The sequence below is a fragment of the Pseudonocardia sp. EV170527-09 genome, assembly GCF_008369905.1.
Lineage (GTDB): Bacteria > Actinomycetota > Actinomycetes > Mycobacteriales > Pseudonocardiaceae > Pseudonocardia.
Genome location: NZ_VRMC01000033.1, coordinates 1 through 18,358 on the forward strand (window position 1 = coordinate 1; position 18,358 = coordinate 18,358).

An 18,358-nucleotide genomic window follows, 5' to 3' on the forward strand; every position below is an offset into this window, starting at 1 on the left:
GAGCTATTTACACCGCGTCCACCGCCGATGCCGCTGCAGCCGCGCTGGATGATCTCGATGACGAGTGGGGGCGAGCCTATCCGGCGATGATACGTTTGTGGCGTAACGCCTGGACCGAGTTCGTGCCGTTCCTCGACTACGACATCGAGGTCCGGAGGGTGATCTGTACGACGAACGTGATCGAATCGTTGAACGCCCGCTACCGGCGAGCGGTCCGAGCGCGAGGGCATTTCCCCAGCGAGCAGGCCGCGATGAAATGTCTGTACCTTGTCACCCGCAGCCTCGACCCGACCGGACGAGGCCACACCCGATGGATGATGCGCTGGAAGCCAGTCCTCAACGCCTTCGCCATCACTTTCGGTGACCGCTGGCCGGGCGCCGAGCACTACTGACAACATCGCCGGAACCACCGTTCTCGTTACAGACCCGGCGGCACTCGTCGACTGGGAGATGTGCACCGTCGGCGACCCGCTGCTCGACCTCGGCTGGCTGCTGGTCACCTGGCCGGTCGACCCGGTCGGGTTCGGCGCGGGGACCGAGCTCGCCGGGCACGGCGGTCTCCCCACCCGGGCCGAGCTCGTCGCCGCCTACACCGATGCGGGCGGCCGCGACACCACCGGCAACACCTGGTACGCGGGGCTGGCCGCGTTCAAGCTGGGCGTCGTGCTGGAGGGCACCTGGGCACGGGTCGCCGCGGGCGAGGCGGAGCGCGCGGTGGGGGAGCGGCTGCACGCCGCGGCCGTCGCGCTGCTGGAGCTGGCCGTGCGGATCGCCCGCGACGAGTGGGGACTCAGCGCGGGGTGAGCCGCACCGGGATCCCGCCCACCGGCACCGGCAGCGAGGTGTTGTCCCAGCGCAACCGGTAGGACGGCTCGACGGTCCACCGGTACCTGCGCAGCATCTCGTGCAGGATGGCGGTGACCTCGAGGGTCCCGAAGTGCAGTCCGATGCACTTGTGCACGCCGCCGCCGAACGGGATCCACGCGTCGCGGTCGGAGCGGTCCTCGCGGCGGCCGGGCCCGAACCGCTCGGGATCGAAGCGCTCCGGGTCGGTCCAGCAGGAGCGGTCGTAGTGGTTCACCGCCTGCGCGACGACGACCCGTGTCCCGGCCGGGACGTGGTGCCCGGCCACCGCGGTGTCCTTCACCGCCGTCCGCATGACCAGCGGAACCGGTGCGTCGAGCCGCAGCGCCTCCCGGATCACCAGGTCCAGCGACGTCAGCTCGCGCAGCTCGGCCACGGTCGGGACGCGGCCCCCGATCCGCTCGGCGAGCGCGTCGGACTCGGCGCGGCAGCGTTCCTGCCAGACCGGGTTGCGGGCGAGGTGGTGCGCCGCCGAGGCCGTGGTGGTGGTGGACGTGTCGTGGGCGGCCATCATCAGGAAGATCATGTGGTTGACGACGTCGTCGTCGGAGAACACCTCGCCGTCGTCGGTGCGGGCGTGGCACAGCGCCGAGAACAGGTCGGTGCCCTCACCCGCGCGCTTGGCCGCCAGGTTCTCCCGGAACCAGTTCTCCAGCACGACCCGTCCGCGCAGCCCGCGCCGCCAGCGGGTCCCGGGCAGGTCCTTGCGGACGAAGGAGTTCGCCGCCCGGACGCAGTCGACGAACGCCCGGTTCACCGCCTCGGCAGTGTGCATGCTCGTTCCGCCTGCGCTGCTCTCGGCGGCTCCGGAGCGGGCGTCCATGAACACCGCCTGCGCCACGTCCAGGGTGAGCCGCTTGAGCGCCGGGTAGAGCCGCAGCCGCTCCGGCCAGGTCGGCAGCACCTCGCGCACGACGGGGGTGGTCGCGGCGACGTAGCGGGAGATCCGGTCCGCGGTGAACGCCTCCTGCATGATCCGCCGGTGCGCGCGGTGCTCGTCGAAGTCGAGCAGCATCAGGCCGCGGTGGAAGAACGCGTCGACCGTCGCGCGCCACCCCTCCTGGGAGAACGCCTTGTCGCGGTTGGTGAGCACCTCCCGGGTCGCGGCCGGGCCGGTCACGACGATCGCCCGGCCGTTGGGGGTGCGCATCCACCAGACCGGACCGAGTGCCTCGGAGCGGGCGCGGGTGAACCGGTGCCCGAACCGGACGTAGGTCAGGGCGTGACCGAGAACGGGGAGCCCGTCGTCGCCGGGCACCTCGCGCAGCCCCTCGGGCACCGGGCCGAACGCCGCGGGGCGCCGGCCCCGCACGGCGCCGGTCAGCAGCGACCGGTCGACCGCCTCGGGTGCGGGCAGGGTGAGGACGGACGACCAGCGCTCACGCGCCTGCTGCACCAGCTTCACGGGCTTGCTCCTCGGACGTCGACGGCGGTGTCCCGGCCGAAGTTAGACACTTCTTGTAAAACTGTCCAGACGATGGACGGGTCGTGGCATGATGTCGGCCATGAGCGAGCGGCGGACGATGGCGCGGCGGGCCCGCGACGAGCTGCGCGGCGAGGTGCTCGACGTCGCCGAACGCCTCGCGGTCGCGGGGGAACGCCCGTCGATGCCCGAGCTCGCCCGCCGGGTCGGGGTCAGCCGGCAGACCCTCTACAGCGAGTTCGGCGACCGCGACGGGCTCGCCGCCGCCCTGGTGCTGCGGGCCACCGACCGGTTCCTCGACCGGATCGAGGCCGCCCTCGACGGCGAGACCGACCTGCACGCGGCCTGGGTCGCCGCCGTCGGCGCCGCCCTCACCGAGGGGGCCGAGAACCCGCTGCTCAAGGCCCTGCTCAGCGGCGACGCGGCGGTCCCGTCCGCGTTCGGCACCGACTCCGGCCCGATCATCGCGGCCGCGGCCGAGCGGTCCGCGGGTTACCTGCGCCGGGTCCGGCCCGGGGCCCGCGAGCGCGACGTGCGGCTCGCCGCGGAGACCGCTGCCCGGCTCACGGTCAGCCACCTGGTGCTCCCCGTGGGCCCGGCGTCGCGCTCGGCGGAGGACATCGCGACCGTGGTGGTGCGGACGCTCGGCGACGACGGGGTGTGAGCTCGTGGGAGGTCGTCCCGCCCCGGTCACGGCGTGGCAGGCGTGCCGCCGGCCTCCCCGGCGGCGTGCCGGACCAGACCGATCAGCCGGCCGGCGGCGACGGACGGGATCCGGTCGCGTGCGGTGATCAGGGAGACGACGAACTCGGGATGTGGTGAGAGGTCGACGAGCCGATGGCGGACCGGCTCGGGCGCCGAGGACGGCGCTATCAGCGCCAGTCCGAGCCCCGCGCGGACCAGCTCGGCGACGGTGGCGACGTCTCCCACCTCGATGGCCACCTCGCGCGCGACACCGTGGGCGGCGAGGACCCGGTCGACGCTCTCCCGGCTGCCCCAGCCGGGCGGCACGTCGATGAACGGTTCGCCGCGGAGCTCGGTGAGGGACACACGCTCACGACCGGAGAGCCGGTGCCCGGGCGGGCAGGCGAGCCGGATCGGTTCCCGGAACAGCTCGTGCGCCTCGATCGCCGGTGGGCACGCGGAGGGATCGACCGCGGCGAGGGCGAGGTCGAGGCGGTGCTCACGCACACCACGCACGAGCCCGGCGGTCCCGTCGGGGGCGGTGCCGGGGCGATCGTCACCGGGGCCACTGCTGGTGGAACCGCTGGAGCAGCGCCGCCGGGTCGACACCGGGCAGGGCGTGCATGATCCCGACGGTGACGGTGCCGCGGATCCCCCCGGTCACCTCCTCGACGGCGTCGCGGGCGGAGGCGGCCGCGGCCAGCGTGGTGCGGGCGGGCGCGACCAGGGCCGGGCCCGCGTCGGCGAGCGCGACCCGGCGGGTGGTCCGCTCGAACAGCGCCGCCCGGCCCGACGGCCCGCGGCAGGTCCGCATGCCGGCCCACGCCGGCGAGGCCGATCGGCACTGTCCGGTGCCGGGGAGGTCGACGGTCCGACGGCGCGATCAGCCCACCCCGCGGTGATGGCGCTCGGCGCGTTCGACGTGTGCCCGGGCCAGGGCCCCCGCCGACGCCGGATCACCCGCCGCGATCGCCGCGAGGATGGCCCGGTGCTCGGCCCACGACCGCGGACCGGCAACGGACACCCCCATCGCGTAGATCCATTCGATCCGGTCGGAGACGTGCCGCAGCAGCGACGGCAGCGACGCCGACCCGCTGTGCTCGGCGATGGCGAGGTGGAAGCGGGTGTTGAGCTCCGGCAGCCGTTCGGTCCGGCCGGACGCCAGCTCGGCCTCGCCCTCGGCGACGAGCCGCCCGAGCAGGTCCACCACCGCGTCCTCGCCCCCGGCCACCCGCGCCGCGCAGCGGGCCGCGGCGATCTCCTCGATGGTGCCGCGCACGGCGAACAGGTCCTCGGCGTCGGCATCGTCGATGGTGGCGACGGTGGCACCCTGGTTCGGACGGACCTCGACGAAACCCTGGACGGCGAGCGTGCGCAGCGCCTCGCGCACCGGGACACGCGAGACCCGGTAGCGCTCGCACAGCCGGGCCTCGGTCAGCCGCTCGCCCTGGGCGAGCACCCCGGTCACGATGTCCGACCGCAGCGCCGCGAGCACCCGCCGCGCCTTGCCGTCGGCCGAGCCGTACCGGTTACCGCCGTCCTGCCCGTCCACCCGGACCCTCCTCCACGCCGCCGGTGCAGTGTGGACGCACGTGCCCGTCCGGTCGTCAGGGGGTGGCGCCGACGTCGCGCCCGGGGATCGCGGCGAGCAGCTCGCGGGTGTAGTCCTGCGCGGGGGCGTCGACCACGCGTGCGGTCGCGCCCTGCTCGACCACAGCGCCCGCGCGCAGCACCACGACGCGGTGGGCGACCTGGCGCACGACCGCGAGATCGTGGGTGATGAACAGCAACGACACCCCCAGGTCGCGCTGCAGGCCGGTCAGCAGCTCCAGGATCTGCTCCTGCACCAGCACGTCCAGGGCGGAGACGGCCTCGTCGCACACGACGAGCTGCGGCCGGGCGGCCAGCGCCCTGGCGATCGCGACCCGCTGCCGCTGGCCGCCGGACAGCTCGTCCGGGCGACGTGGTGCCACCCCCGATGGCAGGGCCACCTGGTCCAGGAGCTCGGCGACCCGGTCGCGCCGCGACGCGGTGTCCCCGATCCGCAGCACCCGCAACGGCTCGTCGACGATCCGCGCGACCGTGGACGTGGGGTCCAGCGAGCCGTAGGGGTCCTGGAACACCGGCTGCATGGTGCGGCGCACCATCGCCCGTTCCCGTCGTGACGAGCGGAACGGATCGGTCCCCGACACGGTCACGGTGCCCGCCGTCGGCCGGTCCAGCCCGAGGACGATGCGCGCGGTCGTCGTCTTGCCCGACCCGGACTCCCCGACGAGGGCGGTGGTGGTGCCGGCGTCGACGGTGAACGACACGTCGTCGACGGCGCGGACCCGTTCACGGGAGCCACGCACCCGGAACTCGCGGACCAGGCCGGTCACCTCGAGCACCGGTCGCGGCGGCGCGGGGGGCTCGGCGGCGCGGGTCCCGCCGCCGATCGCGGGTGCCGCGGCGACCAGGCGGCGGGTGTAGTCGTCGTCGGGCCGGGTCAGGATGCGCTCGGCCGGCCCGGTCTCGACGACGTGGCCCTCGTGCATGACCACCACCCGGTCGGCGCGCTCGGCGGCCAGCGCGAGGTCGTGGGTGATGAGCAGCATCGCCGTGCCGCGGGCGTCGGTCAGCCCGGCGAGGTGGTCGAGGATCCGCCGCTGCACCGTGACGTCGAGGGCCGAGGTCGGCTCGTCGGCCAGCAGCAGGTCCGGCTCGGCGGCGAGCGCCATCGCGATCAGCACCCGCTGCCGCATGCCTCCCGAGAACTCGTGCGGGTACTGCCGCGCCCGGCGCGCGGGGTCCGGGATCCCGGCCTCGGCCATCAGCTCCACGGCCCGGTCCCGCGCCGCCCGGCCGCGCGCCAGCCGGTGGGTCGTCAGGGCCTCGGCGATCTGCGCGCCGACCCGGTGCACCGGGTTCAGGTTGGACATGGGGTCCTGCGGGACGAGACCGATCCGCGCCCCGCGCAGCGCCCGCAGCCGGGCTTCCCCGGCGGTGGTGAGGTCCTCGCCGTCGAAGAGGATGCGCCCGCCGGTCACCCGCCCGGTGCCCGGCAGCAGGCCGAGCGCGGCCGCCGCGGCCGTCGACTTCCCGGACCCGGACCCGCCGACCACGGCGACCTTCTCCCCGCGGCCGACCGCGAGGTCGACCCCGTGCAGCACGTCGGTGACGGTGCCGCGGGAGTCGGCGTACCCCACCCGCAGACCGCGCAGCTCCAGCAGCGTGCTCACTGTCGTGCCCCCGGGGACAGGGCGTCGCGCAGCGCGTCGCCGACGAGGTTGAACGCCAGGCAGATCAGCAGGATCGCGAGGCCGGGGAACACCGCCGACCACGGAGCCCGGTAGAGGTACTGCTGGGCGTCGGACAGCATGATGCCCAGGCTCGGGTCCGGTGGTTGGATCCCGAGGCCGAGGAACGACAGCAGCGCCTCGCCGATCACCGCCACCGGCATGATCACGGTCGCCTGCACGATCACCGAGGACGCCGCGTTGGGCAGGACGTGGGTCAGCAGCACCCGGGGTCCCGAGGCGTTCATCGTCTTCGCCGCCAGCACGAACTCCCGTTCCCGCAGCCTCAGCGTCTCCGCGCGCACGACGCGGATCATCGTCGGCACCTGCGCCACACCGAGCGCGATCGCCGCGCCGCTCAGGCTCGCGCCGTGGATCGCGGCCAGTCCCACCGCGACGATCAGGAACGGGAACGCCAGGGTCAGGTCGGTCAGCCGCGACACCACGACGTCGGCCGCCCGCCACCATCCGGCGGCGAGCCCCAGCGGCGTGCCCACCAGCACGGCCAGCGCCACGGCGAGCAGTCCCACCTGCAACGACGCCCGGGTGCCGTACAGGATCCGGGACAGCACGTCGCGGCCCAGGTCGTCGGTGCCCAGCGGGAACCCGACGGTGCGCGGCAGCTGGAACGGGGTCTCGAAGTGCACCGCGCCGGGGGAGTGGGGCGCGAGGACCGGGGCGAGCAGCGCGGCCAGCACGACCAGGACGAGCAGCACCCCGCCGACGAGCCCGGAGCGGCTCCGCAGGAACGCGGCGAGCACCCGGCCGCCGGACGGCGCGGTCGGCTGGGGCCCGACGGGTTCGACGGCGGTCATCGCGACCTCCCCTCGACCCTGACCCGCGGGTCCACGACCGAGTAGAGGACATCGACCGCCAGGTTGATGACGATGTAGGCGAGCGTCACGACGAGCACCACTCCCTGGATCACCGGGTAGTCCCGGGTGAAGACCGAGTCGAGCGTGAGCTTCCCGAAGCCGGGCAGCCCGAAGATCCGCTCGGTCACGACGGCGCCGGACACGAGCCCGCCCAGCTGCAGGCCGACGATCGTCAGGACCACGAGCAGGCTGTTGCGCAGGGCGTGCCGCAGCACCACGGCGCCACGGGAGACCCCCTTCGCTCGTGCGGTGCGCACGAAGTCGGCGGTCAGGGTGTCCACCATGGCCGCACGGGTCTGGCGCATGACGATGGCGGCGAGCCCCGTCCCGAGGATCAGCGCGGGCAGGGTGAGGTGCCACACCGCGCGCAGCGGGTCGTCGGTGACGGCGACGTAGCCCGAGGCGGGGAACAGCCCGAGCCCGACCGCGAGGTAGAGGATCGCCAGCAGTCCGAGCCAGAAGTTCGGCACCGACAGCGAGACCAGCGACAGGCCGCTGACGGCCGCGTCCACCCCGCGTCCGCGGTACACCGCGGCCAGCGTCCCGGCGGCCATCCCGGCGACGACGGCGACGATGATCGCGTACAGCGACAGCCACGCCGTGACCGGCAGTGTCGCCGCGATCAGCTCGGTCACCGGGGTCCCGGTCCGGGTCGACTCGCCCAGGTCTCCGGTCAGCGCGCTGCCCAGGAACCGCAGGTACTGCTCGACCAGCGACCCGTCCAGGCCGAGCCGGTCGCGGATCGCGGCGACGGTCTCCGGTGTCGCCTCCTCCCCGGCCAGGGCCAGCGCCGGGTCGCCGGGCAGCGCCCGGACGCCGGCGAACACGACCACCGAGGCCAGCAGCAGGGTGACCAGGCCCTGCCCGGCCCGCACCGCCAGGTAGCGCAGCATCAGCCCACCTCGCCGTCGACGAACGCGGCCCGGCCCAGCCGCACGACGCCGTCGGCGAAGGTCTGCACGCCGACGACGTCCGCGGAGTGCGCCGTGAGGTTCCGCAGGCGGTACAGGTAGATGATCGGGTTGTCGCGCTGCACCCGTTCCACCACCTGTCCGTAGAGGGCCGCCCGGGCGGCCGGGTCGATCGTCGCCGCGGCCCGGCGGATCAGCTCGTCGACGCCTGCGTCGGAGTAGCCGGAGTAGTTGCTGCCCGCCCCGGTGGTGAGGAACGAGGCGATGTTGCCGTGCGGGTCCACCCGGCCCGACCAGCCCAGCTGCAGCAGGTCGAAGTCACCACGGTCCTGGACGTCGAGCAGAGTGGAGTACTCCACCGGCTCCACGGTGATCGCGAACCCGCCCTGGGCGACCGCGGCCTGCAGCGCCTGGGCCAGCCGCAGCGTGTCCGGGGAGTTGGAGACCTTCATCGTCACCGGGTACGGCACCGGGGCACCGGCACTGGCCAACAGCCTGCGGGACTCCTCCGGGTCGTAGGGCGGGCAGGCGTCGCTCGCCGGGCTCGCGTAGGTGCTCCCCGGCGGGATCGGCGAGCAGGCGGGTTCGTACCAGTTGTTGAACACCGCGTTGACCAGCACGGTCCGGTCCACGGACAGGGCGAGCGCCCGTCGCACGCGCGGGTCGCGCGCCAGGGGGGTGTCGATGCGCCCCGGCGGGTTCCCGGTGCCGGCGGTGTTGCCGATGTTGACCGTCATCGCCTGGTACCCGAGCGAGGGGATCTGCAGGACACGCACGTCGGTCTCGCGGGACAGCGCGTCGACGTCCTGCGGGGAGATCGTGTCGGCCACGTCGACGTCCCCGCTGCGCAGGTTCGCCGCCCGGATGTTGGCGTCGTTCATGATCCGGTAGGTGATCGAGTCCAGGTGGACCTCGTCGGCGGCGTAGTAGAGCGGGGCCCGCACGACGGTGATCGAGGTCTGCGGGATGCGCTCGGCGAAGCGGAACGGTCCGACGCAGACCGGGTCGGCGGAGAACTCGAAGCCGGGCCGGGCCAGCGCGGTCGGGGACATGATCATGCCCGCGCGGTCGGCCAACGACGCCGTCAGCGGCGCGAACGGTCGCTCGTAGCGGATCCGCACCGTGCGCGGTCCGGTCGCGTCGATGCCCGCGACGGGACCGAGCTCGGAACGGCGGCTCGAGTCCGGCAGCGTGAGGTGGCGGCGCAGCGTGGTGACGACCGCGGCGGCGTCGAGCGGGGCGCCGTCGGCGAACCGGACCCCGTCACGCACGGTGATCTCCACCGAGCGGCCGTCGGCGCTGACCTTCGGCAGCGCCGTCGCGAGCTGGGGGAGCACCGTGCCCTCGGCGTCGATGTCGTAGAGCTTCTCGCAGATCGAGCTCATGACGTAGCGCGTGTAGAGCGACGACGACGTGGTCGGGTCCAGGCGGTCGGGTTCGCTGGACAGCCCCATGACCAGGTCGCCGCCGTCGCGGACCGGGGTGCCGGGAGGCGGCCGCGCCGGGGACCACCGGGCGCGGAGGTGCCGGCAGCACCGGCTGCACCGCGATGCAGCCGGTCAGCAGCAGGGCACCGAGCAGCACCACCGCGAGTCGCACCGTTGTATACATTGCCGGCGACCGTACGGCCGTCCGGACGGTCGCGATAGCCCTTCCGGTGTCACGATCACGTTTCCGGATCCCCACCCCGACGTCGGGCCACCTGGCCGGTGGACCCGACGAGGGGTCAGCCCCCGACGATCACCACGTGCAGCGTCCGCGGCCCGTGCACGCCCTCGACCCGGTCCAGCTCGATGTCGCTGGTCGCACTCGGCCCGCTGATCCAGGTCTGCGGCCGCACCGGGTCCAACGCCGCCACCGCCTCCGGCACCCCGGCCACGATCTGGTCGGCGCGGATCACACAGACGTGCAGGTCCGGTACCAGGGTCGCGGCGCGACGGCCCTGGCCCGGTCCGTGGTCGAGGATGATCGTGCCGGTCTCGGCGATGCCGATCGCGGCCGTCGACAGCACCCCGTCACACCGGTCCAGCTCGGACACCGCGACGCCGGGCCCGTCGGTGACGACCTCGACGTCGGCGGGCACCAGCCCGGCAGGGAAGCCCGGTGGCACCAGGATCCGCAGCGCGCCGGAGCCCGCGAGCGGGGTCCGGCCCGCCAGCGCGCCGGCGACCCGCGCCGCCGCGGTGTCCGGGGCCGCCCGCTCGACGACGGCGCGGTAGTCCGCGACCCGCTCGTCGAACAGGTCCACGACCTGAGCGTGCGACAGTGACCGGTCGGGCACCGGGCGGACCACCTCGACGTCGAGCACCGGCTCGACGTCGGGCACGTCGGCCAGGGCCCGCCGGGCCTTCGCCAGGATCGCCTCACGCGCGCTCATCGGATGCCCCTTCGGCCGCCGTCCGTCCGTTTCCACCACTCCCGGAACGACTCCTCCGCAGGCACCGGGACGTCGCGCGAGTCCGCCCACGGGCTCGCCGGACCGGGGACCGCACCCAGCACGGTCCGCCCGCCGGGGACGGTGCGTCCCAGCCGCGCGACCAGGCGACCGCCGAGCCCGGCCGCCTTCTCCGCGGCACCGGTCCGCGTCGCCGAGGACAGCGTCCACGACGCCGCCCGCATCGCGACGTCCTGCACCGACGGCACCCGGCTCGCCCGCTTGTGCGCGTCGACGACCTCGGCGCGCAGGTGCACCAGCACCTCCGGGATGTCGATGCGCACCGGGCAGACCTCGAAGCACGCCCCGCACAGGCTGGAGGCGTAGGGCAGCGAGTCGGTCTGGGGGTCGCTGCCCACCCCCCGCAGCTGCGGGGTGAGGATCGCGCCGATCGGGCCCGGGTAGACCGAGCCGTAGGCGTGCCCACCGGTGCGCTCGTAGACCGGGCACACGTTCAGGCAGGCCGAGCAGCGGATGCAGCGCAGCGCCTGCCGCCCGGTCGGGTCGGCGAGCACGTCGGTGCGGCCGTTGTCCAGCAGCACCACGTGCACCTCCTGCGGCCCGTCGCCGGGAGTGACCCCGGTCCAGGTGGAGGTGTAGGGGTTCATCCGCTCGCCGGTCGAGGACCGGGGGAGCAGCTGCAGCATCACGTCCAGGTCCTGGAAGGTGGGCAGGACCTTCTCGATCCCGACCACCGACACCAGCACCTCGGGCAGGGTCAGGCACATCCGGCCGTTGCCCTCGGACTCGACGACGGTGAGCGTCCCGGTCTCGGCGACGGCGAAGTTCGCCCCCGACACCGCCACCTTCGCCCGCAGGAACTTCTCCCGCAGGTGCTCCCGGGCGGCGGCGGCGAGACGCTTCGGCTCGTCGGTCAGGTCCGCGGGCGCGGCGCGTCCGGCGCGGCCCATCTCGCGCAGGAAGATCTCCCGGATCTCCGCACGGTTGCGGTGGATCGCCGGGACCAGGATGTGGCTGGGCAGGTCGTCGCCCAGCTGCACGATCAGCTCGGCGAGGTCGGTCTCCCAGGCGTGGATGCCCGCGGCCTCCAGCGCCGAGTTGAGGTCGATCTCCTGGGTGGCCATCGACTTGACCTTGACGACCTCGTCGGTGCCGTGGCGCCGCGCGATGTCGACGACGACGGCGTTGGCCTCGGCGGCGTCGCGCGCCCAGTGCACGGTGGCCCCGGCCGCGGTCAGCGAGCGTTCCAGCTGCTCCAGGTAGTCGGGCAGGTGCCGCAGCACCCGGTTCTTGATCGCCTCACCGGCCAGCCGCAGCTGCTCCCACTCGTCGACCTCACCGACGACGCCGGCCCGCTTGGTGCGGATGACCCCGGTTGCGTGCGCGAGGTTGCGACGCAGCTGCGAGTCCTCCAGCGCGGCGCGCGCGGCCGTCGGGAACGCCGGTGTGCCGAGGAACGTGCCGCTCATCGGGCCACCCCTCCGGCGCGCAGCTCCGCGGAACGCGCATCGACACGGCTGCCGACGGAGCGCTCGTCGCCCGCCCGGTCGTCGCCGTCGACCACCGGCTCGGTCTGCGCCAGCACCTCGGCCAGGTGCATGACCCGCATCCCCGACCGCTGCCGCGACAGCAGGCCACCGACGTGCATCAGGCAGGAGTTGTCCCCGGCGACGAGCACTTCGGCGCCGGTCGACCGGACGTGGCGGGCCTTGTCGTTGCCCATCGCGATCGAGGTCTCGGAGTTCTTCACCGCGAACGTCCCGCCGAACCCGCAGCACTCGGCCGCGCCCGGCAGGTCGAGCAGGGTCAGCCCGCGGACCGCGCGCAGCAGCCGGGTCGGCCGGTCGCCGACCCCGAGCATCCGCAGCGAGTGGCAGGTCGGGTGGTAGGTGACACGGTGCGGGAAGTAGGCCCCGACGTCGACGACGCCGAGCACGTCGACCAGGTACTCGCTCAGCTCGTAGACCGGCGGTGCCGCCTCCACGCCGCGGACCAGGCCGGGATCGCCGGAGCGGCGCGCGACCAGGCCGTGCTGGTGGCGCACCGAACCCGCGCAGGAGCCGGACGGCGCGAGGACGGCGTCGTAGCCGGCGAAGGCGTCGAGGTGGTTGCGGACGAGCGGGACGGCCTCGTCGAGGTAGCCGGTGTTGACCATCGGCTGGCCGCAGCAGGTCTGGGCGGCCGGGAACTCGACATCGACGCCGAGCCGGCGCAGCAGGGACACGACGGCCCGGCCGGTGTCGGGGAACAGGGCGTCGTTCAGACACGTGACCATGAGGCCGACGCGGGGCGGTGGGATCGGCATGGCGCCTCCGGTGACGTGGTGGGACGGAGGGTGTGGTCCGACCAAGGTAACGGTATGGTCGGACCACACACAAGCAGGAGGACGACGTGCCTGTTCCCGCCGCCTACGAGATGGTGCTCGCCCACGTCGAGGAGCGCCTGACGAGCGGCGAGTGGCGCCCGGGGGACCGGCTCCCGCCGGAGCGCGAGCTCGCCGCGACGCTGGGCGCCTCCCGCCAGGCGGTCCGCGAGGCGCTACGGGTGCTGCAGGCCCAGGGCGTGATCCGCTCGCAGGTGGGCACCGGCGCCGACTCCGGGACGGTCGTCGTCCCGGCCCCGGCGCGGGCGCTCGGCCGGGTCCTGGCCCTGCACCTGGCGGTCGACTCGTTCCCGGTCGACGACGTCACCGAGGCCAGGGTCATGCTCGAACGGTTCTCCGCCGGGCTCGCCGCGCGCCGGCGCTCGGCGTCGGACCTGCTGGAATGGACGGCCGCGCTGGACGTCATGGACGCCGATCTCGACCCGGCCGCCTTCAGCGACGCCGACATCGCCTTCCACGTCGCCATCGCCGCGGCCGCCGGGAACCGGCTGGTGGGGGAGCTGACCCGGGCGATCCGGGAGTCGGTGCGCGGGATGCTGCTCGAGGCGATGCAGTCCCAGGGGGACTGGCCCGCACTGCGCGAGCGGCTGCGGGTCGAGCACCGGGAGATCCACGCGGCCCTCGCCGACGGCGACCCGACGCTGGCGGCGGACCGGATCGAGGCGCACATCCGTGCCTTCCACGGCCGGGTCTGATCTGCCCTACGCTCGCCGCGGTGACCACCTCCGACCTGCCCGACACCGCCGTCGTCGAGATCTCCGCACGCCATCGTCGTGCGTTCGCCGACCTGGTGTCCTCGCTCGACGCGGCGCAGCGCGCGGCGCCGAGCCTGTGCGCCGGGTGGGACGTGCGGACCGTCGCCGGGCACCTGGTGTCCGCGTTGACCACGACGATCCCGTCGTTCCTGGTCCAGGTGCTGCGGGCACGGGGGAACCTGGACCGGGCGGTCGACCGGGCCGCGCGGCGGGAGGCGACCCGCCCGGTCGAGGAGCTGGTCGCGGTCCTGCGCGAGCGGGCCGACAGCTCCTTCGCCCCGCCCGGCATCGGGGCGCGGGGCCCGATGACCGACGCGATCGTGCACACCGGCGACGTCGCGGTCCCGCTCGGGCTGCCGTTCGATCCCGACCCCGCCGACGTGCGCGTCGCGCTCGACTTCGTGGTCGGGACGGTTCCGCTCGCGTTCACCACGCGGCGCCGGGTGGCAGGGCTGCGGTTCGTCGCCGACGACGCCGGATTCGACGCGGGGCAGGGCGCGCAGGTGCGGGGACGCGCGATCGACGTGCTGCTGGCCGTGTGCGGGCGCCCCGCCGTGCTGGACCGGCTGACCGGGGACGGCGTCGCGACCCTCGCCGGACGCCCGACCGGCCGCTGACCCCGCCTACGCCCCGTGCCCGGACCCGGCCGCCGGGTCCGGTCGGTGCGTCAGGTGTTCGCGTCGCGGTGCAGCCCCAGCAGGTGGACGTAGGCGGCGGCCGACAGCGGGATCGAGTCCCGTTCGGCCTCGCCCAGTTCACGACGCACCTTCCCCGGGACCCCGGCGACGAGCGACCCGGGCGGCACGACCGTGCCCTGGGTGAGCACCGCCCCCGCGGCGATCAGCGACCCGGCGCCGACGTGCACTCCGTTCATGAGCACCGCGCCCATGCCGATCAGCACGTCGTCGGCCACCGTGCAGCCGTGCACGACGGCGCGGTGGCCGATGGTGACGCCGTCGCCGATGGTCGCCGGGAAGCCGGGGTCGGCGTGCAGGACCGAGCCGTCCTGGACGTTGGTGCGGGCGCCGAGGGTGATCGGGGCGAGGTCGGCCCGGACCACGCAGGTGTACCAGATCCCGGTCTCCGCGCCGACGCTCACCTCGCCGGCCAGCACGGCGCCGGGCGCCACCCAGGCCTGCTCGTGGACCTGCGGGGTGTGGCCGTTCACGGTGATCATGGGGTCAGCCTAGGGCGGTCTCGAACGCGGCGAGGACGTCGTCGCTGAACAGGACGAACCGGACCTCGGTCACCGCGATGCCCGCGTCGGCGACCTCCCGGACGGTGGCGACGGCGATTCGGGCGGCGTCGTCGAGCGGCCACCCGTAGATCCCGGCCGAGACGGCGGGGAACGCGACCGTCCGGGCGCCGAGCTCGTCGGCGACCCGCAGCGACTCGCGGTAGGCGCTCGCCAGCAGCGCCGACCGGTCCTCGCGCTTCGTGTACACCGGGCCGACCGTGTGGATCACCCAGCGGGCGGGCAGGTTCCCGGCGGTCGTCGCGACGGCCTGGCCGGTGGGGAGCCCGTCGGGCAGCTCCGTGGCGCGCAGCCGCTCGCACTCGGCCAGGATCGCGGGCCCGCCGCGACGGTGGATGGCGCCGTCGACCCCGCCCCCGCCGCGGAGGCCGGAGTTGGCGGCGTTGACGACGGCGTCGACGCGGGCCTCGGTGATGTCCCCGCGCTCGCAGACGATCCTCATGCGCGTGCCTCCTCGCGCAGCCGTCCCAGCAGCGGAATGGCCGCGATCTTGTCCTCGGTCAGGGAGCTCCACACGATGCCGCCCTCGGGGCGCCGGCGTCGGTGCTGCCGGCAGTCGACGACGCGGTCCGGGGTGACGACGAGGTCGACCGGCGCGTCGTGGTCGGCCCACGGGACCACCCCGGCGTCGCGGAGCTGGAGCTCGTGCACGGTGGTGACGACGAGGGTGTCGTCGGAGATCAGCCCGGCCGCCCGGGCCAGCGCGAACTCGAGGTCGGCGAACCCGCCGCCCTTGCCCAGCCGCGCTCCGTCCGCGCCGACCGCCACACAGCCGGTGACCACGATGTCCACCGGCTCCAGCTCGTCGACGGCGACGCGGCGGGCCGACCGGGTGGCATTCTTGATCGACACGGCCCGGCGGGGCGGGTCGGCCAGGTGGTCGGGGTCGAGGAGGAAGAACGGGTCGTCCTCGGCCAGCCTGGGGACGGCCATGTAGACGGTCTTGCCGTCCTCCAGCGCGTACTGCCGCACCGGGAGCTGTGCGGAGTCCGGATTGGACTTCACGGTTCGCGCGGCGCGCCAGACGTCCAGCTCGCGCAGCCGCCGGGCCGCGGCCTCCGCGCCGACGAAGTTCGAGATCCGGTTCCGCGCACCCGGGAACCGGGAGGCCTTCTGCTCGGTCAGCGCGGTCCAGACCTCCTCGCGCAGCTCCGCCTTGCGGGCGAGGGTCTCGGGGTCGCCCCCGGCGTCGTGGTCGTGACGGCGGCTCATGCCCGCGACACTGCCAGGCCGCCGGTCAGTGCTTCCGCAGGGCCTCGATCAGCTCATCCTTGGTCATGTCCGAGCGGCCCTCGATGCCGACCTTCTGCGCCTGGGCGTAGAGCTCGTCGCGGGTCTGGTTCTCGTAGTCGCCGTGCTCGCCGCCGCGCCGGCCGACGGTGTCGCGTCCCTGCGCCGCCGCGGCGTTCGCGATCCGTGCGGACTTCTCCTTGGAGTTGCCCTCCTCGCGGAGGCGCTCGTACATCTCGTCGTCCTTGATGCTGTTCGCCATGGCGGTCGACTACCCGCCGAGCAGCTCCGCCAACCTGTCCAGCAGCGGCACCTGCCCCTTCACGATCTTCTCCCGGGCGGTCGCGAGGTCGAACCACGCGGCGCGGTCCAGCTCGGGGAAGCGCAGGGTGTGCCCGGAGCGGGGCGGCCACTCCATCTCGACCCAGCTGCCGTCGTCGGGACGATCGGCGACGGCGTCGGCGCCGGTGAAGCCGGACCCGTCCAGCGCGAAGGCGGTGACGGTCTTGCGGGACTGGCGGACCGTGCCGAGCGGGACCGGGTCGCCGTCGGGTGGCGGGGCGCCGATCTCCTCGGTGAACTCGCGGCGGGCCGCGTCGAGCGGGCTCTCGTCGGGACCGTGCTCGCCCTTGGGCAGCGACCAGGCGTGGTCGTCCTTGCGGGCCCAGAACGGTCCGCCCATGTGGCCGAGCAGTACCTGCGGGCCGTTCGGGCCGGACCGGTGCAGCAGGAGGCCGGCGCTGGTCACGGGAGTCATCCGGCGATCATCCCGGACGGGCGACCGGGACGACCACCGCCGTCGCGTCCGGGTAGCGCTCCCGGCCCTCGGCCACGGCCGCGGCGATGATCCGCGGGCCCAGCCCGTGTCCGATCAGCTCCACCGGGCCGATGAGGTGGTCGATCTCGAGCGCGTCCGGCGGGAGGTCGATCAGCCCACGGACCTGTGCGACGTCGTCGGGGTGGTCCGCCCAGCGGGCGCGTTGGACCAGCCCGACCGGGACACCGCCGAGCTCGGCGACGAGGTCCTCGCCCGGTTCCTCCTCGCGCAACCCCGCCCCGACGTCGCGTTCGAGGGCCTCGTCGGTGGTCTCGTGGAACCACCACCGGTGCACGTGCGGCGAGGCCGGCCAGCGTTGCAGCAGGGGCAGGTCCGTGCGCACCAGCGGACGCAGGGTGACGGGTGCGTCGAGGGGAGGCCCGTCGGTCGGTGTGGCGGGCGGCGGCACAGGGCGGGAGCGTAGCCGCGCGGTTTCCTCCTCCGCCCGGACGAGGACGGAGCGGTGGGCATGTCGTCCTCCCTGTGGATTCGGACAGGACCCCGTCCGGCCTAGGGTCGTGTGCCGAGGGAACGCCATCGGACGAGGGGACGACGATGACGAACGACCACACCGGGCGGGCCGCGCACCCGGGCGGGCCGGTCACCGACGGCGCTGGCGGCACTGCCGGCACTACCGGCACTACCGGCATCGACGGCACGGACGGCGTGGCGACCGCGGTGCCGGGCGCGCCCGCCGGGGAGCGGCTCGCGTCCGCCGCGGACGGGGCGGCCCCGGGCGGGTACGGCGAGGCCCCCGCACGGACGCGGTGGTGGCGGCGTGACTACAGCCCGGAGGAGATCGAGGCGGGCAAGCAGGCCTGGCGCGACGCGATGCCGTGGGACCACCCGATGTCGCGCGGCGACAAGGTGCTCGTCTTCTCCACCCTCGGCCTGCTCGTGTTCATGCTGGCGACGATGCCGCTGCGGCCGTTCCTGCTGGCGTCGCACCCGGTGTGGCTCGCCGCGGTCACCGGCAGCCTCTGCGCGATCGGCGCGGGCGCGGCGTTCGCCCGGATCGGGGAGGCGGACCTGTGGGTCGTGATCGCCGCCGGCGTGTTCGGGATGATCAAGTTCGACTGGTTGTTCTGGCTGGCCGGGCGCCGGTGGGGCGAGAAGATCGTCGCGTTGTGGGCACCCGGTGACCTCGCGAAGCGGTTCGTCGGCCGGATCCGCAGCTGGCCGCGCTGGGCGATGCCGATCGCCGTGGTGGCGTCCGCGCTGCCCGGTATCCCGGCCGCGGCGGTGTTCGCCGTCGCCGGGCTGGGGAGGATGCGGCTCGCGACGTTCCTGCTGTTCGACGCGATCGGCGCCGCGCTGATCACCGGACTCGTCGCCGGGCTCGGGCAGCACGCCGTCGACGTGGTGCTCGCCATCGACAAGTACGCGCTGTGGATCAGCCTGGCACTCGTGGTGGTCGTCTCGGTGCAGGCGGGCCGCAAGCAGAAGCAGCAGGCCCCGCCCGCCGCGTGAGCCGGCCGGCGTGGCCCGGGA

The 18,358-nt window shown here is 74.3% G+C and carries 23 protein-coding genes; 6 read left to right on the top strand and 17 right to left on the bottom strand.

Annotation, left to right across the window (positions count from 1 at the left end; translation table 11 throughout):
- Both FVA95_RS12520 and FVA95_RS12525 read left to right on the top strand, forming a co-directional pair.
- Positions 1-392: transposase (locus FVA95_RS12520; protein ID WP_193564340.1), on the top strand; the 392-nt coding region annotated here is incomplete at its 5' end.
- Positions 361-804 carry a phosphotransferase gene (locus FVA95_RS12525; RefSeq protein WP_240051442.1) on the top strand — a complete coding sequence of 148 codons (444 nt, stop codon included), beginning with the start codon at positions 361-363 and terminating at the stop codon, positions 802-804. The genes FVA95_RS12520 and FVA95_RS12525, both read left to right, overlap by 32 nt.
- On the opposite strand, the gene FVA95_RS12530 is transcribed toward FVA95_RS12525, so the two are convergent.
- Complete coding sequence (locus FVA95_RS12530) at positions 791-2,269, bottom strand: cytochrome P450 (RefSeq protein WP_149664370.1); 1,479 nt, start codon at positions 2,267-2,269, stop codon at positions 791-793. The genes FVA95_RS12525 and FVA95_RS12530 overlap by 14 nt on opposite strands.
- A 100-nt stretch (positions 2,270-2,369) precedes the next feature.
- Between FVA95_RS12530 and FVA95_RS12535 the strand changes: the two genes are divergently transcribed.
- Positions 2,370-2,951 (top strand): TetR family transcriptional regulator, encoded by a 582-nt coding sequence (locus tag FVA95_RS12535; protein ID WP_161992289.1) that lies wholly within the window; start codon positions 2,370-2,372, stop codon positions 2,949-2,951.
- Positions 2,952-2,977: 26 nt separating this feature from the next.
- On the opposite strand, the gene FVA95_RS12540 is transcribed toward FVA95_RS12535, so the two are convergent.
- The 10 genes from FVA95_RS12540 to FVA95_RS12585 form a co-directional block, all read right to left on the bottom strand.
- On the bottom strand, positions 2,978-3,580 hold the full coding sequence (locus FVA95_RS12540) for a LysR substrate-binding domain-containing protein (RefSeq protein ID WP_149664372.1): 603 nt from the start codon (positions 3,578-3,580) through the stop codon (positions 2,978-2,980).
- Positions 3,528-3,785, bottom strand: coding sequence for a LysR family transcriptional regulator (locus FVA95_RS12545; RefSeq protein WP_149664373.1), 258 nt, complete (start codon positions 3,783-3,785; stop codon positions 3,528-3,530). Before FVA95_RS12545 ends, FVA95_RS12540 begins: the two co-directional genes overlap by 53 nt.
- A 69-nt stretch (positions 3,786-3,854) precedes the next feature.
- Entirely contained in the window at positions 3,855-4,523 is a 669-nt protein-coding gene (locus FVA95_RS12550; RefSeq protein WP_149664374.1) for a GntR family transcriptional regulator, read from the bottom strand.
- 55 nt (positions 4,524-4,578) lie between these two features.
- Positions 4,579-6,189, bottom strand: a complete 1,611-nt coding sequence (locus FVA95_RS12555; protein WP_149664375.1) for an ABC transporter ATP-binding protein — start codon at positions 6,187-6,189, stop codon at positions 4,579-4,581.
- Positions 6,186-7,061 (bottom strand): ABC transporter permease, encoded by an 876-nt coding sequence (locus FVA95_RS31715; RefSeq protein ID WP_149664376.1) that lies wholly within the window; start codon positions 7,059-7,061, stop codon positions 6,186-6,188. The genes FVA95_RS12555 and FVA95_RS31715 overlap by 4 nt, the downstream gene beginning before the upstream one ends.
- Complete coding sequence (locus FVA95_RS12565) at positions 7,058-8,014, bottom strand: ABC transporter permease (protein ID WP_149664377.1); 957 nt, start codon at positions 8,012-8,014, stop codon at positions 7,058-7,060. Before FVA95_RS12565 ends, FVA95_RS31715 begins: the two co-directional genes overlap by 4 nt.
- Positions 8,014-9,486, bottom strand: coding sequence for an ABC transporter substrate-binding protein (locus FVA95_RS12570; protein WP_164514855.1), 1,473 nt, complete (start codon positions 9,484-9,486; stop codon positions 8,014-8,016). The genes FVA95_RS12565 and FVA95_RS12570 overlap by 1 nt, the downstream gene beginning before the upstream one ends.
- Before the next feature lie 272 nt (positions 9,487-9,758).
- Positions 9,759-10,409 (bottom strand): LUD domain-containing protein, encoded by a 651-nt coding sequence (locus FVA95_RS12575; RefSeq protein WP_149664378.1) that lies wholly within the window; start codon positions 10,407-10,409, stop codon positions 9,759-9,761.
- Positions 10,406-11,896, bottom strand: coding sequence for a lactate utilization protein B (locus FVA95_RS12580; RefSeq protein WP_149664379.1), 1,491 nt, complete (start codon positions 11,894-11,896; stop codon positions 10,406-10,408). Before FVA95_RS12580 ends, FVA95_RS12575 begins: the two co-directional genes overlap by 4 nt.
- Positions 11,893-12,732: a (Fe-S)-binding protein gene (locus FVA95_RS12585; RefSeq protein ID WP_164514856.1), complete on the bottom strand. Its 840-nt coding sequence runs from the start codon at positions 12,730-12,732 to the stop codon at positions 11,893-11,895. The genes FVA95_RS12580 and FVA95_RS12585 overlap by 4 nt, the downstream gene beginning before the upstream one ends.
- 86 nt (positions 12,733-12,818) lie before the next feature.
- Here FVA95_RS12585 and FVA95_RS12590 point away from each other — a divergent pair, with 86 nt between their 5' ends.
- Both FVA95_RS12590 and FVA95_RS12595 read left to right on the top strand, forming a co-directional pair.
- Positions 12,819-13,505 (top strand): FadR/GntR family transcriptional regulator, encoded by a 687-nt coding sequence (locus tag FVA95_RS12590; protein ID WP_240051443.1) that lies wholly within the window; start codon positions 12,819-12,821, stop codon positions 13,503-13,505.
- 20 nt (positions 13,506-13,525) lie between these two features.
- Positions 13,526-14,182: a maleylpyruvate isomerase family mycothiol-dependent enzyme gene (locus tag FVA95_RS12595; protein ID WP_205015836.1), complete on the top strand. Its 657-nt coding sequence runs from the start codon at positions 13,526-13,528 to the stop codon at positions 14,180-14,182.
- A gap of 50 nt (positions 14,183-14,232) precedes the next feature.
- Here FVA95_RS12595 and FVA95_RS12600 read toward each other — a convergent pair whose 3' ends face one another.
- From FVA95_RS12600 to FVA95_RS12625, 6 genes are read right to left on the bottom strand one after another with little or no spacing between them, the layout of a single operon-like run.
- A complete protein-coding gene (locus FVA95_RS12600; RefSeq protein WP_149664380.1) occupies positions 14,233-14,742 on the bottom strand; it encodes a gamma carbonic anhydrase family protein in 510 nt (169 codons plus the stop codon).
- 4 nt (positions 14,743-14,746) lie between these two features.
- Complete coding sequence (locus FVA95_RS12605) at positions 14,747-15,262, bottom strand: O-acetyl-ADP-ribose deacetylase (protein WP_149664381.1); 516 nt, start codon at positions 15,260-15,262, stop codon at positions 14,747-14,749.
- Positions 15,259-16,032 (bottom strand): 5-formyltetrahydrofolate cyclo-ligase, encoded by a 774-nt coding sequence (locus tag FVA95_RS12610; RefSeq protein ID WP_149664382.1) that lies wholly within the window; start codon positions 16,030-16,032, stop codon positions 15,259-15,261. The genes FVA95_RS12605 and FVA95_RS12610 overlap by 4 nt, the downstream gene beginning before the upstream one ends.
- A gap of 25 nt (positions 16,033-16,057) precedes the next feature.
- Positions 16,058-16,312 carry a Rho termination factor N-terminal domain-containing protein gene (locus FVA95_RS12615; protein WP_149664383.1) on the bottom strand — a complete coding sequence of 85 codons (255 nt, stop codon included), beginning with the start codon at positions 16,310-16,312 and terminating at the stop codon, positions 16,058-16,060.
- Between the two features lie 9 nt (positions 16,313-16,321).
- Positions 16,322-16,807, bottom strand: coding sequence for an NUDIX domain-containing protein (locus FVA95_RS12620; protein ID WP_149664384.1), 486 nt, complete (start codon positions 16,805-16,807; stop codon positions 16,322-16,324).
- 7 nt (positions 16,808-16,814) lie between these two features.
- A complete protein-coding gene (locus tag FVA95_RS12625; protein ID WP_161992291.1) occupies positions 16,815-17,276 on the bottom strand; it encodes a GNAT family N-acetyltransferase in 462 nt (153 codons plus the stop codon).
- Between the two features lie 146 nt (positions 17,277-17,422).
- Between FVA95_RS12625 and FVA95_RS12630 the strand changes: the two genes are divergently transcribed.
- Positions 17,423-18,337 carry a DedA family protein gene (locus FVA95_RS12630; protein WP_149664386.1) on the top strand — a complete coding sequence of 305 codons (915 nt, stop codon included), beginning with the start codon at positions 17,423-17,425 and terminating at the stop codon, positions 18,335-18,337.
- Positions 18,338-18,358: the final 21 nt, after the last annotated feature.

Bases quoted from the DNA above. Each gene is read 5' to 3' on its own strand.
- FVA95_RS12535 (WP_161992289.1), top strand. From the start codon at position 2,370: ATGAGCGAGCGGCGGACGATGGCGCGGCGGGCCCGCGACGAGCTGCGC.
- FVA95_RS12545 (WP_149664373.1), bottom strand. From the start codon at position 3,785: ATGCGGACCTGCCGCGGGCCGTCGGGCCGGGCGGCGCTGTTCGAGCGG.
- FVA95_RS31715 (WP_149664376.1), bottom strand. From the start codon at position 7,061: ATGACCGCCGTCGAACCCGTCGGGCCCCAGCCGACCGCGCCGTCCGGC.
- FVA95_RS12565 (WP_149664377.1), bottom strand. From the start codon at position 8,014: ATGCTGCGCTACCTGGCGGTGCGGGCCGGGCAGGGCCTGGTCACCCTG.
- FVA95_RS12570 (WP_164514855.1), bottom strand. From the start codon at position 9,486: ATGGGGCTGTCCAGCGAACCCGACCGCCTGGACCCGACCACGTCGTCG.
- FVA95_RS12575 (WP_149664378.1), bottom strand. From the start codon at position 10,409: ATGAGCGCGCGTGAGGCGATCCTGGCGAAGGCCCGGCGGGCCCTGGCC.
- FVA95_RS12580 (WP_149664379.1), bottom strand. From the start codon at position 11,896: ATGAGCGGCACGTTCCTCGGCACACCGGCGTTCCCGACGGCCGCGCGC.
- FVA95_RS12585 (WP_164514856.1), bottom strand. From the start codon at position 12,732: ATGCCGATCCCACCGCCCCGCGTCGGCCTCATGGTCACGTGTCTGAAC.
- FVA95_RS12600 (WP_149664380.1), bottom strand. From the start codon at position 14,742: ATGATCACCGTGAACGGCCACACCCCGCAGGTCCACGAGCAGGCCTGG.
- FVA95_RS12605 (WP_149664381.1), bottom strand. From the start codon at position 15,262: ATGAGGATCGTCTGCGAGCGCGGGGACATCACCGAGGCCCGCGTCGAC.
- FVA95_RS12610 (WP_149664382.1), bottom strand. From the start codon at position 16,032: ATGAGCCGCCGTCACGACCACGACGCCGGGGGCGACCCCGAGACCCTC.
- FVA95_RS12615 (WP_149664383.1), bottom strand. From the start codon at position 16,312: ATGGCGAACAGCATCAAGGACGACGAGATGTACGAGCGCCTCCGCGAG.
- FVA95_RS12620 (WP_149664384.1), bottom strand. From the start codon at position 16,807: ATGACTCCCGTGACCAGCGCCGGCCTCCTGCTGCACCGGTCCGGCCCG.
- FVA95_RS12630 (WP_149664386.1), top strand. From the start codon at position 17,423: ATGACGAACGACCACACCGGGCGGGCCGCGCACCCGGGCGGGCCGGTC.